The 15232-nt window shown below is 63.2% G+C and carries 13 protein-coding genes, 1 tRNA gene and 1 pseudogene; 13 read left to right on the forward strand and 2 right to left on the reverse strand.

What is annotated here, in order from left to right; all coding sequences use genetic code 11:
• Window positions 1–88 precede the first annotated feature (88 nt).
• A complete protein-coding gene (locus tag QRN59_RS17855) occupies window positions 89–802 on the reverse strand; it encodes a response regulator (protein ID WP_284983816.1) in 714 nt (237 codons plus the stop codon).
• Window positions 799–2466 (reverse strand): sensor histidine kinase, encoded by a 1668-nt coding sequence (locus QRN59_RS17860; protein WP_284983817.1) that lies wholly within the window; start codon window positions 2464–2466, stop codon window positions 799–801. Before QRN59_RS17860 ends, QRN59_RS17855 begins: the two co-directional genes overlap by 4 nt.
• Before the next feature lie 152 nt (window positions 2467–2618).
• On the opposite strand from QRN59_RS17860, the gene QRN59_RS17865 reads away from it, so the two are divergent.
• The 13 genes and pseudogenes from QRN59_RS17865 (at window position 2619) to QRN59_RS17925 (ending at window position 15229) form a co-directional block, all read left to right on the forward strand.
• Window positions 2619–3944: a cation:dicarboxylate symporter family transporter gene (locus QRN59_RS17865; RefSeq protein ID WP_284983818.1), complete on the forward strand. Its 1326-nt coding sequence runs from the start codon at window positions 2619–2621 to the stop codon at window positions 3942–3944.
• Window positions 3945–4189: 245 nt separating this feature from the next.
• Window positions 4190–5089 (forward strand): ParA family protein, encoded by a 900-nt coding sequence (locus QRN59_RS17870; RefSeq protein ID WP_078105609.1) that lies wholly within the window; start codon window positions 4190–4192, stop codon window positions 5087–5089.
• Between the two features lie 44 nt (window positions 5090–5133).
• Window positions 5134–6024 carry a segregation and condensation protein A gene (locus tag QRN59_RS17875; RefSeq protein WP_284983879.1) on the forward strand — a complete coding sequence of 297 codons (891 nt, stop codon included), beginning with the start codon at window positions 5134–5136 and terminating at the stop codon, window positions 6022–6024.
• Window positions 6021–6686, forward strand: a complete 666-nt coding sequence (scpB, locus tag QRN59_RS17880; protein ID WP_284983819.1) for an SMC-Scp complex subunit ScpB — start codon at window positions 6021–6023, stop codon at window positions 6684–6686. The genes QRN59_RS17875 and scpB overlap by 4 nt, the downstream gene beginning before the upstream one ends.
• A 163-nt stretch (window positions 6687–6849) precedes the next feature.
• On the forward strand, window positions 6850–8115 hold the full coding sequence (locus QRN59_RS17885) for a pseudouridine synthase (RefSeq protein WP_284983820.1): 1266 nt from the start codon (window positions 6850–6852) through the stop codon (window positions 8113–8115).
• A gap of 3 nt (window positions 8116–8118) precedes the next feature.
• Complete coding sequence (locus tag QRN59_RS17890) at window positions 8119–9225, forward strand: prephenate dehydrogenase (protein ID WP_284983821.1); 1107 nt, start codon at window positions 8119–8121, stop codon at window positions 9223–9225.
• The gene (gene cmk / locus QRN59_RS17895) at window positions 9225–9938 is read left to right on the forward strand and encodes a (d)CMP kinase (protein ID WP_284983822.1); all 714 of its coding nucleotides are present in this window, start codon (window positions 9225–9227) and stop codon (window positions 9936–9938) included. Before QRN59_RS17890 ends, cmk begins: the two co-directional genes overlap by 1 nt.
• A gap of 25 nt (window positions 9939–9963) precedes the next feature.
• A pseudogene (locus QRN59_RS17900) lies at window positions 9964–10663 on the forward strand (lysophospholipid acyltransferase family protein).
• A gap of 10 nt (window positions 10664–10673) precedes the next feature.
• Window positions 10674–12224 (forward strand): ribosome biogenesis GTPase Der, encoded by a 1551-nt coding sequence (der, locus tag QRN59_RS17905; RefSeq protein WP_284983824.1) that lies wholly within the window; start codon window positions 10674–10676, stop codon window positions 12222–12224.
• Between the two features lie 127 nt (window positions 12225–12351).
• Window positions 12352–12428: transfer RNA gene (locus tag QRN59_RS17910), tRNA-Pro, on the forward strand.
• Window positions 12429–13220: 792 nt separating this feature from the next.
• Window positions 13221–13694, forward strand: coding sequence for a hypothetical protein (locus QRN59_RS17915; RefSeq protein ID WP_284983825.1), 474 nt, complete (start codon window positions 13221–13223; stop codon window positions 13692–13694).
• A gap of 297 nt (window positions 13695–13991) precedes the next feature.
• Entirely contained in the window at window positions 13992–14336 is a 345-nt protein-coding gene (locus tag QRN59_RS17920; protein ID WP_284983826.1) for a hypothetical protein, read from the forward strand.
• A 542-nt stretch (window positions 14337–14878) separates the two neighbouring features.
• Window positions 14879–15229, forward strand: a complete 351-nt coding sequence (locus tag QRN59_RS17925; protein WP_284983827.1) for a zinc ribbon domain-containing protein YjdM — start codon at window positions 14879–14881, stop codon at window positions 15227–15229.
• Window positions 15230–15232 lie beyond the last annotated feature (3 nt).

Consider the following 15232-nt stretch of genomic DNA (forward strand, 5'->3'; position numbering starts at 1 on the left):
GTATACATAAACCGCGATTAGGCCTAGCTTTTGGCGATAAAATCAGGCCTGTGATCGAACTGTGTATACATCCACGGTGAATCGTGGGCTAACTCCGATTCCAGCGGTACTCGTTCTCCGGCCGTCCAGGAGTGCCGTATCGCGGATTCCTCGTGACCATCCCGGCGTCGGCCAGATACTCGAGATAGCGGCGCACGGTGACCCTGGACATCCCCAGGGCGACAGTTGCCTCGCTCGCGGACACGGCCCGGCCAAGGCCGGCCAGGAGGTCTTTGACGGACTCCAGGCTATGGGCGGAGAGGCCCTTGGGCAGCGGGACTTCGGTGGGTGCGCGGAGACTGGCAAACGCCTGGTCCACATCGCTTTGCGAGGCTCCACTCGCCCGCGCGCCCGACGCCGGGGCGGCGAGTTGCTCACGGAAGGTGCGGTAGCTGGCGAGTTTGTCCGCGAACGTTGCGAACGTGAACGGCTTGATGAGGTACTGCACGACGCCGATCGACACCGCGCTCCGGACAATGTTCACTTCCCTGACGGCGGTGATGGCGATGATGTCGGCGAGCAGCCCCGAAGCGCGCATCCGGCGGGCAACATCCAGCCCGTGAAGATCCGGCAGGTTCATATCCAGCAGGACGAGGTCCACTGGTTGCCCGGCAACGGCGAATTCATTGAGTAGCCGCAGGGCCGACTGTCCGTCCCGGGCGGTTCCCGCAACAATGAAGCCGTCGATTCGGCCGACGTAGACGCCATGGGCGTCGGCGGCGATGGGTTCGTCCTCGACAACAAGAACGCGGATTTCGGTCATTCGGCTTCTTTCCTGGAGTCCGGCGCGGGGAGCGCCACGCGGAAGAACGCACCGCCCAAGGCGCTCGTGGATTCGCTGATGGACAGCGTACCGCCAAGCCGCTGCACCGCTTGCCGTACCAGGGCCAGGCCCACGCCGCGGGAAGGAGCCCCGGGTTGGCCGGCCTGTCCGATGCCGGCGGCCTTCGTGCTGAATCCGTATTGCCAGACGTCGTCCACGATGCCGGGATCGATTCCGTGGCCGGAATCGACCACCGTGAATGTGGTTCCCTCAGGTCCGGATTCGATGCCCAGTTCCACTTTGCGCGGCGGGGGAGCGGCCGTGGCGGCGTCGAGTGCGTTGTCCAGCAGGTTTCCCAAAATCGTCACGAGGTCCTGGACGGCCAGGCCCTGGAGGCCGTCCCCGCCGGTCACCGTGACGGTCAGCTCCGCGCCGCGTTCGTGCGCCTCGGCGGACTTCCCCATGATGAGTGCACTCAGGACAGGCTCGTCCACTGATGCCACGAGATGGTCGGTCAACTGTTGGCTCAGTTCAAGGTCCTTGGTGGCAAAGTCCAAGGCGTCGGTGGTTCGCCCGAGCTCCATGAGGGACACGATGGTGTGCAGCCGGTTGGCGTGTTCGTGGGTCTGGGCCCGCAAGGCGTCGGACAGGGTCTTCATGGTTTCGAGTTCACTGCCCAGGGACTCGATTTCCGTCCTGTCGCGGAGCGTGGCAACGGTGCCGAACACGGCAGGCCGCTGCCGGCCCCTTATCCCGGGCGGGCCCACCGCGGGCGCCTGGTTCACCACCAGGATCCGGGACCCGCTGAGGTGGATCTCGTCGTGTGCCGTCCGGCCGGATTCGAAGAGCCCGTGGAGGCTGGGCTCCAGGGGCAGGTCCGAAAGGCGCGGTGCGGCTCCTGCGGCGGGATCGACGTCGGACCGTTCCAGTCCCAGCAGATCCGCGGCCTGGTCGTTGTACATGACCACGCGGCCGCCCGTGTCGATCAGGACCACGCCTTCGCGGACCGAGTGCAGGACCGACTCGTAATATGCGAACAATTGCGCCAATTGCTCTGGTCCCCAGCCCCGGGTGACCGAACGCAGGTATCGGCCCAGCAGCCAGGAGGCCAGGGAGCCTCCGGCGAACATGGCCAGGGAGAAGGCGATGATCGTGGTGAGCCGGGCTGATACCGCGACATCCACTGTCCGCACCGTGACGCCCGCGGCCACCAGGGCCCGGACTTTTCCGGATGAATCCTCGACGGGAACGATGGTGCGGACGGACGGGCCGAGCGTACCGGCAGTGACCTCAGTGAACGTCTGCCCGTGGAGGGCAGGGTCGATGGTGCCGATATAGGGTTTGCCGATTTCGTCGGGGTTCGCATGGGTCCAGCGCGTCCGGTCCGGGGCCATGATGGTGATGAAGTCGGTATGGGCGTTAGCCATGACCACCTGGGCGTAAGGCTGCAGGGCGGCGGAGGGATTCGGCGTACCTGCTGCCTGGAGGACGAGGGGATTGGCGGCTATCGCCGCGGCCACGGCCTGCATGCGCTGGCCGGCGTCGTTGTAGGCCCGGTCCCTGGCGTCCACAAAGGCCACCGTTCCCACGATCGCGGTGAGCGCCAGGATGAACAGCAGATTTGCCACAAAGAGTCTCCGGGCAATGCTCCAGCGTCGGATCACGTGCTCCTTTCTGCGGGCAATCCTGTGACCAATATGAACGCAACAGTGATACATGTCACGCCGCGCCCAATGATGGATATCACAGCAGAGCGGCGCAGGGACATTTTGCAGGAACCACGGCGCTTTCCAGAGTATCTATAAGGAGCAAAGCCATGACCTCTCAAAGAGGAGAGATTGCACCCGCGAAGGCCGGGCGCAAGGGGCTGGACAAGTCGCATTACCTCTACATCGCCGTGATCGCCGCAGTTGTGCTGGGCGCCGTCGTCGGCCTGCTTTTCCCCGAGGTGGGTAAATCCCTCAAGCCTTTGGGTGACGGCTTCATCAAGCTCATCAAGATGATGATCGCCCCCGTCATCTTCTGCACCATCGTCCTGGGCATCGGGTCGATCGCCAAGGCTGCCACCGTTGGCAAGGTCGGCGGGCTCGCCCTGATCTACTTCCTGGTGATGTCCACCTTCGCGCTCGCCATCGGTTTGGTGGTTGGCAACATCATCCACCCGGGCGAGGGCCTGAAGCTGATCCCGTACGACCCCAACGCGAAGGCTGCCACAAACAGCACCGCCGATTTCCTGCTGGGCATCATCCCCGGAGACATTCCGGTCCTGCCGACGCTCCTGGCCGCCATTCTGGTGGGCTTTGCGCTGCAGCGCATGGGCTCCCAGGGCCAGCCGGTGCTCAAGGCCATCCAGCACGGGCAGGCACTCGTCTTCCGCATCCTCATCATGATCATGTGGCTGGCACCCGTCGGTGCCTTCGGCGCGATCGCCGCAGTGGTTGGTGCCACCGGAGTGAAGGCAATCTTCGGAATGCTCACCCTGATGGTCGCCTTCTACATCACCTGCGCACTGTTCATCGTCGTGGTGCTCGGCACCTTGCTTCGGGTAGTGGCTGGCGTCAGCATTTTCCAGCTGATGAAGTACCTGGCCCGCGAGTACCTGCTCATCTTCTCCACTTCGTCCTCCGAAGCGGCGCTGCCCAGGCTCATCGCCAAGATGGAGCACCTCGGCGTTTCCAAGCCGGTTGTCGGTGTCACGGTGCCTACCGGCTACTCCTTCAACCTGGATGGAACTGCCATCTACCTGACCATGGCTTCACTGTTCGTCGCCAACGCCATGGGTATTCCGCTGGACCTTGGCGCCCAGGTATCGCTGCTGGTCTTCATGATCATTGCGTCCAAGGGAGCTGCCGGCGTTTCCGGTGCCGGCCTGGCCACCCTCGCCGCAGGCCTGCAGGCACACCGGCCCGAACTGCTGGGCGGCGTCGGCATGATCGTCGGCATCGACCGCTTCATGTCGGAAGCCCGCGCCCTGACCAACTTCACGGGCAACGCCGTCGCCACCGTGTTGATCGGTACCTGGGTCAAGGAAATCGACCGCAACCAGGTCACTAACGTCCTGTCCGGTGCGACGCCGTTCGACGAGCTGACCATGATCAGCCACCACGCTGAACCCGAAGTGAAAGAGACCGTGGCCGCTTAGCCGGGCACCCTGTTTGGAAGCATCCACGCAAGCAAGGCAGGAACCCGTTCGGGGACCTGCCTTGCTTACGTTTTATTAGTACCGGGGGCCAACCTTCTACCTCAGCTAGAAGGTAAAGGCTCAAACTGCGGGCAATGTCAAGTTCCGCAGAATGCCGTGTCGGGCGCTGTAGCCTAGGTGGGGAGCAGTGCTGGTGCTGGAGACAGCCGCAGGAAATGACCGTCGTGGAGAGAGTGGATAGATACGTGAGCAGCGAACGGGGAACGACTACGCTGGAGGGCACGGATTTCGATCTGGAAGACGCCGTCATGGGGCCCACGGGCCGCCCGCACCGCGACTTCCCCGAGCCCGCGCCACTGGCCTCCCACGGCCCGGCCCGCGTCATCGCCATGGTCAACCAGAAGGGTGGCGTGGGCAAGACCACGTCAACCATCAACCTCGCCGCTGCGCTCGCAGAATTCGGCCGGCGCGTCCTGCTCGTTGACTTCGACCCGCAGGGAGCTCTTTCCGCGGGCCTGGGCGCGAACCCGCACGAGCTCGACCTCACCGTCTACAACGTCCTGATGGACCGCAAAGTGGACATCCGCGACGCCATCCAGAAGACCGGCGTCGAAGGTATCGACCTCCTGCCGGCGAACATCGACCTCTCCGCCGCCGAGGTCCAGCTGGTCAACGAAGTAGCCCGCGAGCAAGTGCTGGACCGCGCGCTCAAGAGCGTCGAGGACGACTACGACGTCGTGCTCATCGACTGCCAGCCGTCCCTCGGCCTCCTCACGGTCAACGCCTTGACGGCTGCGCACGGCGTCATCATCCCGCTGATCTGCGAATTCTTCGCCCTCCGCGCGGTGGCACTGCTCGTCGAAACGATCGAAAAGGTCCAGGACCGGTTGAACCCGCGCCTGCAGGTGGACGGCGTGCTCGCCACGATGTACGACGCCCGCACCCTGCACAGCCGCGAAGTCATTTCGAGGCTCGTGGAGGCGTTCGGGGACAAGGTCTTCGAGACCGTCATCAAGCGTTCCATCAAGTTCGCCGACGCCACGGTTGCCGCGGAGCCCATCACCAGCTACGCCGGAAACCACATCGGTGCCGACGCCTACCGCCGCCTGGCCAAGGAACTGATTTCGCGCGGCGGCGCACCCTAGCCCGCGTGGCAGAGCCACTCACCGCTGAAGGCGCGCCCGCCCGGATGGGCGACGCGCCGCCGTCGTACTCGTCTGCAAGCAGCGCGGACGACGCCGGAGCGTCGCCTTCCGGACGAAAGGCCGGCTTTGAGGTCAGGCTGGCGAACTTCACCGGCCCGTTCGATCTCCTGCTCGGTCTGATCTCCAAGCACAAGCTGGACATCACGGAAGTTGCGCTGGCCACCGTCACGGATGAGTTCATCAAGTACATCCGGCGTCTGCAGGAACTGGGCGAGGACTGGGCACTGGACGAAGCCAGCGAATTCCTGGTCATCGCCGCGACGCTCCTGGACCTCAAAGCCGCAAGGCTCCTGCCAGCTGGCGAAGTCGAAGATGCCGAGGACATTGCCTTGCTGGAAGCCAGGGATCTTCTCTTCGCCCGGCTCCTGCAGTACAAGGCTTTCAAACAGGTGGCCGCGATTATGTCCGGCACGTTGGAGTCGGAAGCCCGGCGCTTCCCGCGGCAAGTTGCGTTGGAAGGGCATTTCGCGGCAATGCTGCCCGAACTTATCTGGCGCCATACGCCCGAACAGTTCGCCGCACTGGCGGCCAAGACCCTGGCTCCGAAGGACAACACGCCGGAGGAAGTCGGGCTCGACCACCTTCACGGAACACCCGTCAGCGTCAAGGAACAAGCCGAGATCATCGGGTACCGCCTGCAGCGCGGCCAGCCACAATCCTTCAGGGCACTGATTGCCGATGCCGAGTCCACGCTTGTTGTCGTGGCCCGGTTCCTGGCACTCCTCGAGCTGTTCCGCGACCGTGTCGTGGCGTTTGAGCAGCCGGGTCCGCTCGCCGAACTGACCGTCCGCTGGACAGGGCGCCCCGAAGGCTGGAGCAGCGACAACTTGAGCGACGAGTATGAGCAGATCGACAAAGGAGAGGAACCGCTGTGAGCGAGCAGGAAACAGGCGGGGATGGCCTCGCCGAGCTTGAAGCCCTGCCCGGTGGCGCCCGCGCGGCTCTCGAAGCCGTCCTGATGGTGATCGACGAACCGGCCACCGCGGAAGAGCTCGCTGCCGGGCTCAACGTAACGATCGCCATCGTCGAGGATTTGCTGGAGGGACTGCGGCAGGAGTATAGCGGCTATACTGTTAAAGCCCCGGGCAGGGACGCTGATGACTTGCACACTGATGCAAGTGCCAGCGCTGCACCCCGGGGTTTTGAGTTGCGGAACGTTGCCGGAGGGTGGCGGATCTATTCACGCGCGGATTTTGCCGACGTCGTGGGAAGGTTCGTTCTCGAAGGCCAGACCGCGCGGCTGACGCAGGCAGCCCTTGAAACCATGGCGGTCATCGCGTACCGGCAGCCGGTTTCCAGGGCCAGGGTGTCTGCCATCCGCGGCGTCAATGTCGATTCAGTCGTCCGGACCCTTGTCCAACGCGGGCTGATCGAGGACTCGGGTACCGATCCTGAATCGGGGGCGATCCTTTACCGGACCACCTCGTACTTCCTCGAGCGCATGGGCATTGGCTCGGTGGCGGAACTGCCTCAATTGTCCCCCCACCTTCCGGGGCTGGAGGGCATCGAGGAGTTCTTCGACGCCGAACGCATGTAGTCGCGGGAAACACCGCGGCCGCAGGCAAATCGAAACAACTCAATACTGCAAGGATCTACAAACGCCCGGCTAGTAGCGGGCAGACACACAGGGCAGATATCCTCTGTCCGGCTGGCTTATGTTGAGAAAGAACAAGCCGGCCACCATAACAAAAGGACGGGTCATGACACAGGCGGGACGCCAGGGTTCACCACGTAATAGTTCGGGACGAAACAATTCCGGACGCAACGAGTCGCAAGACTCAGGCCGCGGCAATGCCGGCCGCAGCAGTGCCGGCCGCGCAGGAGGCAGCAGTTTTGGTGCCGGCCGGGGTGGCGCAAGCCGTGCCGGTGGCGCCTCCGGAGGCAGCAAGCGCAGCTTCTCCCCGGGCGGAGAACGCCCCTTCAAGCCCACTCGTCCGCGTGAAGAACGCCCCTTCGATCCGGACAACCCCACTTCGGCCGGAGGCTACGGGCGTCGTGAAGACGCCGGACGCCAAGATCCCAGGCCGGCCAAGGCCCCCCGCAAGCCGGGCTCCAACAAGCCCGGCTTCGGCAAGGCTCCGGGCACGCCGGGCGCATTGAAGCCCAAGGCCAGCAACAAGAAACAGTACGCTTCCCGCGCCTTCGGCAGTGAGCGCTTCGGCCAGAACCTTGGCCCGATCCGCAAGCCCCGCGGCCGCCGCGGCGAGGTGGCCCAGTCCGAGCAGCACGACGCCGATGGCGTGCGCCTGCAGAAGGTCATGGCCCAGGCCGGCGTGGCTTCCCGCCGCGTGTGCGAGGAAATGATCGAGGAAGGCCGCGTCGAGGTCAACGGCCAGCTCACCACCGAGCTCGGCATGCGCGTCGATCCCGCGACCGCCGTGATCCACGTCGACGGAATTCGCATCCAGCTCGATGACACCATGCTCTACATGGTGTTCAACAAGCCCAAGGGTGTCGTTTCCACCATGGAAGACCCGGAGGGTCGTCCATGCATCAGCGATTTCCTCAAGTCCGCCAAGAACAAGGGCGAGCGTCTCTTCCACGTCGGCCGCCTTGACGTCGCCACCGAGGGCCTGCTGCTGCTGACCAACGACGGCGAACTCGCCAACCGCTTGACGCACCCTTCCTATGAGGTCCCCAAGACGTACCTGGTACAGGTCCGTGGCCCCTTCCCGCAGGGCGTCGGTGCGCAGCTGAAGGCGGGCATCGAGCTCGAAGATGGCATCGCTTCCGTCGACTCCTTCAAGCTCGTGGATTCCACTCCGGGCCACGTGTTGATCGAGGTCGTGCTGCACTCGGGGAAGAACCGTATTGTCCGCCGCCTGTTCGAAGCCGTGGGTTTCCCCGTGCTGCGTCTCGTGCGCGTCAAGATCGGCCCCATCGGCCTGGGCGACCAGCGCCAGGGCAGCATCCGGAACCTCGGCAAGCAGGAAGTCGGACACCTCCTGGCCTCCGTAGGACTGTAAGGCATGTCGGCATTCCACTCGCACGGCCGGGGCCACCTTGACGGCCCGGTGGTCGTTTTCGGCACCGGCCTGCTCGGAGCCAGCATCGGTCTCGGCCTGCGTGGCCGGGGTGTCTCCGTGTTCCTTTCGGACCCGTCGCCAACCAACCAGGCCGTGGCCGTGGATATCGGTGCGGGCAGGCCTCTGTCCGAGCTTGAGAATGCACCCCAGCTGGTTGTTGTCGCGGCGCCACCGGATGTCACGGCCGACGTCGTCGAGCGTGCCCTGGGTGAATACCCGGAGGCCGTTGTGGTGGACATTGCCAGCGTCAAGCTGGCAATCCAGGCCGAGCTCCGGGGCCGGGGAGTGGACATGTCCCGTTACGTCGGGACGCACCCGATGGCGGGGCGCGAGAAGTCGGGGCCCGTCGCTGCCCGCGGCGAGCTCTTCACGTCCATGCCTTGGGTTCTTTGCCCGTCCGACGAGACCAGTGCCGACTCACTTCAGACCGCACGTTCCCTTGCCGGTGACCTGGGGGCCATAGTCTCCCAGTTCACGGCGGAGGAACACGATGAAGCGGTTGCCTTGGTATCGCATTTGCCCCAGGTGATGTCTTCGCTTCTTGCCAGCCGCTTGCAGGGGACACCGCTTCACGCGCTCTCCCTGGCCGGCAACGGGTTGCGGGACACCACGAGGATTGCTGCCAGCGATCCCACCCTGTGGGTGCAGATCCTTGGCAACAATGCGGCCAAGATGGTGGATATCCTCCATGGTGTCCGTGAAGACCTCAACCGATTGATCGGTACCCTGGAGGATCCCACTGCCCCCGGCGCCCGCCTGGACCTTGCCCAGCTCATCAGCGAGGGCAACGCCGGGCAGGCAAGGATCCCGGGAAAGCACGGCGGACCCCCGCAGGCATATTCATGGCTTACAGTTCTGGTAGACGACCGGCCGGGGCAGATCGCCAGGCTGTTGACGGAGATCGGTGAGATCGGCGTCAACGTTGAAGACCTCCGCCTGGACCACTCGTCCGGGCAGAACGTTGGCATGGTGGAACTCTCCGTCATGCCCAACAAGCACGACCTCCTTGTTGAAGCCTTGACCGACCGTGGATGGCGGGTACTCCAGTAATGAAACGTGAACTTTTCGGCCCGGAGACCGTAGTACGTCCGGGAAAGCCGCTGGTTGTCGCAATCGACGGCCCGTCCGGCTCCGGCAAGTCCAGCGTCAGCAAGGAAGTTGCCCGGCGCTTGAAGCTCGCCTATCTGGACACGGGTGCGATGTACCGTGCGTTGACCTGGTACTGCCTCAAGACCGGGATCGACCTCGCGGACGGTGCCGCCGTCGAGCAGGCCTCAAAGGATCTGCCGCTGGAACTCAGCACCAGCGCCAACGCGGAATACGTCAGTGTTGCCGGAGTGGATATCACGGAGGAAATCCGTGAGCCGAGGATCTCCTCGTCCGTCAGCGCCGTTGCAACCACCCTGGGTGCCCGCAACGAATTGATTCGTCGACAGCGCCAGCTGATTGAACAGCACCACCGCCGCATGGTGGTCGAAGGACGGGACATCACCACCGTCGTCGCGCCCTATGCGGAGGTCCGCATGCTGTTGACCGCCAGCGAGGAAGCCCGGCTGCGGCGCCGCGGCCTGCAGTTGGGCGGAACGCAGAGCAAAGAGCAGCTCGCCGCCCAAGTGATCCACCGCGATGCCAAGGACTCCACTGTGGTGAACTTCACCCAGGCGGCCGACGGCGTCGTGACCCTGGATTCCTCGGACCTGGACTTCGAAGAAACGGTCGAAACGGCACTGAGCATTGTGGGCAAGGTCATCTACGGTGACTGAAGCCCGGCTCCCGGCACGCTGGACCATGATATGGAGCCGGCCTGTTGGCTGGATGTTGGACCATGTCCTGTACCGGACCGCGATAACGGGACGCTCCAACGTTCCCAAATCCGGCCCGGTCATTTTCGCGGGCAACCACATCAGCTTCCTGGACGGGCCGGTGATGTTCGGCGCGGCTCCACGGCCCATGCACATCCTCGTCAAGAAGGAGATGTTCAAGGGTTTCCTGGGAAAGGTTCTTCGTGCCTCGGGGCAGATTTCCATCGACCGCTCCGGCGACCGCGCGGCGCTCCAGCTCGGAAGACAAGCGCTCGACGCCGGCCGTTGCGTGGGGATTCTCCCTGAAGGAACGCGAGGGAGCGGCACTGCCGGCAACATCGGCAACGGCGTCGCATGGCTCGCCCTGATGTCCGGTGCCACAGTAATTCCCGTGGCCATCCTCGGAACGCGGATCGGAGACGAACACCGTGACTCCATTCCGGGGCTGCGCCGCCGCGTGCACGTCAGTTTCGGGGCTCCCTTGAATGTGACCCGCAGAAATGGCGAGCCGGGGCGTGTTTCAATGGACAGGGCGGCTGCGGAGATCCGCGCTGCGCTGGCTGGACACGTCCAGGATGCCGTCAAGACCACCGGTCAGTCCCTTCCGGGGGACTAAATGAACCGGCCCACAGCCAATGCAGCACCGCCAAGAAGAAGTAGCCGGGACGCCGGCAGATCACCACTAAGGAAAGTGCAATGAGCGATACGACTCACAAATCCGGCAACATCGGAGCCGGCGACGACGAATACACGCCCACCGGCACCGACCAGGTGGCTGAAAACCTCGCCGCCCTGGACGACGACGAAGCCGAACTCCGCGCGGCCTCCCTCCGGGCAGGCCTGGAAGACTATGACCTCGACGAGGACGACGCCGCCCTGCTGAGCGGACTCTACGACGACGAAGGCGAAGACGGCCCCCTCAAGCTAGACCCGGTCCTGGCCATCATTGGCCGCCCCAACGTCGGCAAGTCCACGCTGGTTAACCGTATCCTCGGCCGCCGCGAGGCCGTCGTCGAGGACACCCCTGGCGTTACCCGTGACCGGGTCATGTACTCGGCACACTGGAACGGCCGCAACTTCACGCTGGTGGACACCGGCGGCTGGGAGCGCGACGCGAGGGGCATTCACGCCCGCGTCGCCGAGCAGGCCGAGATGGCCGTGGAACTGGCCGACGCCGTGCTCTTCGTGGTGGACTCCGCCGTTGGCGCCACTGCCACGGACGAAGGCGTCATGAAGATGCTGCGCAAGTCCAAGAAGCCGGTCATCATGGTGGCCAACAAGGTTGACGACTTTGCGCAGGAAGCCGACTCGGCTGCGCTTTGGGGCCTTGGCTTCGGCGAGCCGTACCCGGTGTCCGCCCTCCATGGCCGCGGCGTTGCCGACCTCCTGGACCACGTCATGGACACCCTGCCCGAGTTCTCCACCGTGGAAGGCGTCGAGCGTTCAGGCGGTCCCCGCCGCATCGCCCTCATCGGCCGCCCGAACGTCGGCAAGTCCTCCTTGCTGAACAAGCTGGCCGGCTCCGAGCGCGTCGTCGTTGATCCGCTCGCCGGGACCACACGCGACCCCGTGGATGAATTCATTGAACTCGGCGACCGCACCTGGCGCTTCGTGGACACCGCAGGTATCCGCCGCCGCCAGCACATGGCCCAGGGCGCAGACTTCTACGCTTCCCTGCGTACGCAGGCCGCGCTCGAAAAGGCGGAGGTCGCCGTCGTGCTCCTGGCCGTTGACGAGGTGCTCAGCGAGCAGGACGTCCGCATCCTGCAGCTCGCCATCGAGTCGGGCCGCGCGCTTGTCCTCGCTTTCAACAAGTGGGACCTGCTCGACGACGAACGTCGCCGCTACCTTGAGCGTGAAATCGAGCAGGACCTGGCACACGTTGAATGGGCCCCGCGCGTCAACATCTCCGCCAAGACCGGCTGGCACAAGGACCGCCTGGTGCCCGCACTGGACCTCGCGTTGGAGAGCTGGGACAAGCGCATCCCCACGGGACGCCTCAACGCGTTCCTGGGCGAGCTCGTGGCTGCCCACCCGCACCCCGTCCGCGGCGGCAAGCAGCCCCGCATCCTGTTCGGCACCCAGGCATCCAGCCGTCCGCCGAAGTTCGTGCTCTTCACCACGGGCTTCCTGGACCCCGGATACCGCCGATTCATCACTCGCCGGCTGCGCGAAACCTTCGGCTTCGACGGCACGCCGATCGAGGTCAACATGCGCGTCCGCGAAAAGCGCGGCAAGAAGCGCTAATTGAGACGCGCATCACAGGTGACACCCGCCAAGGTGTCATTGAGAACCTCGAACATCGTGTAAGCTTTTTGAGGTGGTTCGGCCGGACTGCTTAGGTGAAAATCTAGGCGGAGAACGGCAGGACTGACGGGCTGTAGCGCAGCTTGGTAGCGCACTTGACTGGGGGTCAAGGGGTCGCAGGTTCAAATCCTGTCAGCCCGACCAATGAAAGCCGTGGGAACTCAAGGGTTCCCACGGCTTTTGCGTTTAAGCGTTGGTATTGCCGGGGCCGCCACCTTTCGGCGGGGAGAATGATCCAGCAGAATCCGACAGTCTGCATGATTCTCCCGACCTGACCTCGCCGTCCTGACCTTGTTTGAAGGGCCAGGGCGTGGAAGTGACGTGACTCGCCGTGTCGAAAACGATTTCCCAAACCAAAGAAGGTCAGGACGGCGCACGCATCGAGGTGCGGAATGATCCACCGGAATCCGGTGCTGTCCGGGGAAGGCGCACTCATTTCCAAGGCCATGGGCACGGACCCCGACAAATAGAGGAGTTCGGCCATTTTCATCGAAGCAGCGCGTGCAAGCGCCGGCTACTCCTCACGGCTCCGGCCCTCTTCTGTACCTATTTTTCGTGAAAAGGCACTCATTTTGAGGTGTTTGAGCACTCAATTTGCAGCATGGGACAACCTGGCGGGCAATTCCACGGGTAGCTTGACGCCAAGGGCGCTTTCTAGTGGCACTCTCAGCATGGGGACGCCACGACGTGATCTTCAACGCCGGACAGTTCCTGACTTCCGGATGGAATCTTCTCAAGCAAAAGCACTCCTCGTGGATCTTCACTGATTCGATGCGGCAGCAGTGGGAGTGTCATGTCCTTGGAGGACTGGCTGAGTGGGGGACTTTTGATCTCGAGTACGAGCGGAGATCCAACCCGAACTGGCGGAGCCGAATTGGCGCGGTCTGGCCACCAAGTGCTACCTGCAACTGGTAATTCGAAGGGCTGAATATGAGGATGCGAGCGGCGGTCATGACGATAGCCTTTGCTGCTGCCATTCCGTGGATACTCGGCGCCTATGCCGTGTTCTTCGTTTCAGCGCAGTACACCGGATTGGGCCTCTTCGAGTCTTACGTGGCGTTTCAGGGCGGGTCTAACCTTGGCAACGTCATTTGGTTCGTAGTTTGGAGCGGAACGACCGGCATGGTTTGTTGGACGCTTGTGCGGAGGATTGCTAGATCGTTCGATGCCAGGAAGGTGGCTCCTTTCGTGTTGTTCGCCTACGCTGTTCCGTCGATGCTGCTGATCTTTCCGGACACGGCCATGGGATTCGCCGTGTCGCATGTCCGTGCTTTTGCGGATGGTGCAGCTCCGCATTCACCCATCGCATTGTTTCTCTTCCAAAGTGGAACAGTGGGACTCATTGTTGCCGTGGTTCTATCTGTGATCCATTGGGTGTCCGCTCGCAGGAAGCGAGTACCCGCGGATTGAGCCTGAGCGGTCTCAGTCCGGCGCCGCTCAATCATTCGAATGGACAAATTCCGGATCCGCGGGACCTCGCTGCCCGAAACTTCGGCGACGAGAATTATCCAGCAGAATCCGGCAGTGTGACCTCGCCGTCGTGACCTTGTTTGAAGGTCAAGAGCTTTGAAGTGATGTGACTCGCCGATCAATTTTGGGGCCAAGATCAATAGGGCGGACTTTGATGAGCAGCAGAAGAGTTTCAAAAGCCTCAATGCAACTGCATCAAGCAAGTGACCCTCGGGCCTCGCGGATTCGCAGGCACCCATGAACAGTGCGGACGCTTGGGCACGAGCATTTGAGGAAGGCTTCAAGCTTGTGGACGAAAGCATTATGGGCCGTGTGAGATACAGGCACGCTGCGTCTATTGATGCCACCCGGATCGCGGTCGTCTACGACGATTGGCGAGGTGCGCTGGCTGGTCGAGTTTATGACCTGCGTCTCCTTGAAGAGCTGGACTTCGACCGTCGCCAGCCAATTCAAACCGCCATGGGCATCGTGCTTGGAGAGGTTGTTGAACCCACGGATGAAGGAAGAGAACGGGACAGCACGGTTCTGAAGCCGATTAACTCAAAGTACCCGGGAATCCACTGGTTCGGGAGCGTTCCATAGAGAGGCATCAGCTCGGTCCTTGACACGTGCGCGTTCAACCTCGGAGGTGGGGCCGGCAGCCTCACCCTGGCCCGGTCATGCGCCGGATTCCTACGAAAAGGATCAGCGTCAGGTAGATCCAGATGGAAGAGAAGACGTTCAGCCCGTCTTGTTGGCTTGCCGTCAAATGGAAAGGTTCAGCGAATAGCGTCGACGCTGCACGAGCTGCCAGCCCAGGTAGAGCGCAGACTGTCATCAGTGCGAAGAGCTTGAGCGAGCGAAGATATATGCTGACGACCAGCCATCCTAGGACGAGGCCCCATGTAGGCAACTGCACGGTTCATGCACCAACTTTCGATGTCTTGGGCATTGGCAATATATGGCCGATATGTGGCCTCTCAGTGGTCAAACCCAAGAATTAAGTGGTCTGCAGTTCCCGTCTACGTGTTCTATTCCGCGAGATTCCGGGGTTCTCGCCGGGCGTCTCCGTGTGCCCGGGTCGCCGTCTCCGTGTTGGACCGCGGCAGTCTCCGTGTTGGACCGCTCCCGTCTATCATTGGACGGTGAGCGAAACCCTTCCCCCTTGCCCCGAATGCGCCAGCGAATACACCTACGAGATGGGTGCCTTGCTGGTCTGCCCCGAGTGCGCCCACGAATGGTCGCCGGCGGCTTCTGAAGAAGCGGAAGCCGAGCCAACCGAGATCAAGGACGCCGTCGGCAATGTCCTCTCAGACGGGGATACCGTGACGGTGATCAAGGACCTCAAGGTCAAGGGGAGCGCCACGGCCATCAAGGTCGGAACCAAGGTCCGCAACATCCGCCTCGTGAACGGCGTGGGGGACCACGACATCGACTGCAAAGTGGACGGCTTCGGCCCCATGCAGCTCAAGTCAAGCGTGGTCAAGAAGGTCTAACGA

This window comes from Arthrobacter sp. efr-133-TYG-118, from assembly GCF_030209755.1.
Classification (GTDB): Bacteria; Actinomycetota; Actinomycetes; order Actinomycetales; family Micrococcaceae; genus Arthrobacter.

Coding starts and splice junctions, on each gene's coding strand:
- QRN59_RS17855 (WP_284983816.1), bottom strand. CDS start 802: ATGACCGAAATCCGCGTTCTTGTTGTCGAGGACGAACCCATCGCCGCC.
- QRN59_RS17865 (WP_284983818.1), top strand. CDS start 2,619: ATGACCTCTCAAAGAGGAGAGATTGCACCCGCGAAGGCCGGGCGCAAG.
- QRN59_RS17875 (WP_284983879.1), top strand. CDS start 5,134: ATGGGCGACGCGCCGCCGTCGTACTCGTCTGCAAGCAGCGCGGACGAC.
- QRN59_RS17885 (WP_284983820.1), top strand. CDS start 6,850: ATGACACAGGCGGGACGCCAGGGTTCACCACGTAATAGTTCGGGACGA.
- QRN59_RS17890 (WP_284983821.1), top strand. CDS start 8,119: ATGTCGGCATTCCACTCGCACGGCCGGGGCCACCTTGACGGCCCGGTG.
- cmk (WP_284983822.1), top strand. CDS start 9,225: ATGAAACGTGAACTTTTCGGCCCGGAGACCGTAGTACGTCCGGGAAAG.
- der (WP_284983824.1), top strand. CDS start 10,674: ATGAGCGATACGACTCACAAATCCGGCAACATCGGAGCCGGCGACGAC.
- QRN59_RS17915 (WP_284983825.1), top strand. CDS start 13,221: ATGCGAGCGGCGGTCATGACGATAGCCTTTGCTGCTGCCATTCCGTGG.
- QRN59_RS17920 (WP_284983826.1), top strand. CDS start 13,992: ATGAACAGTGCGGACGCTTGGGCACGAGCATTTGAGGAAGGCTTCAAG.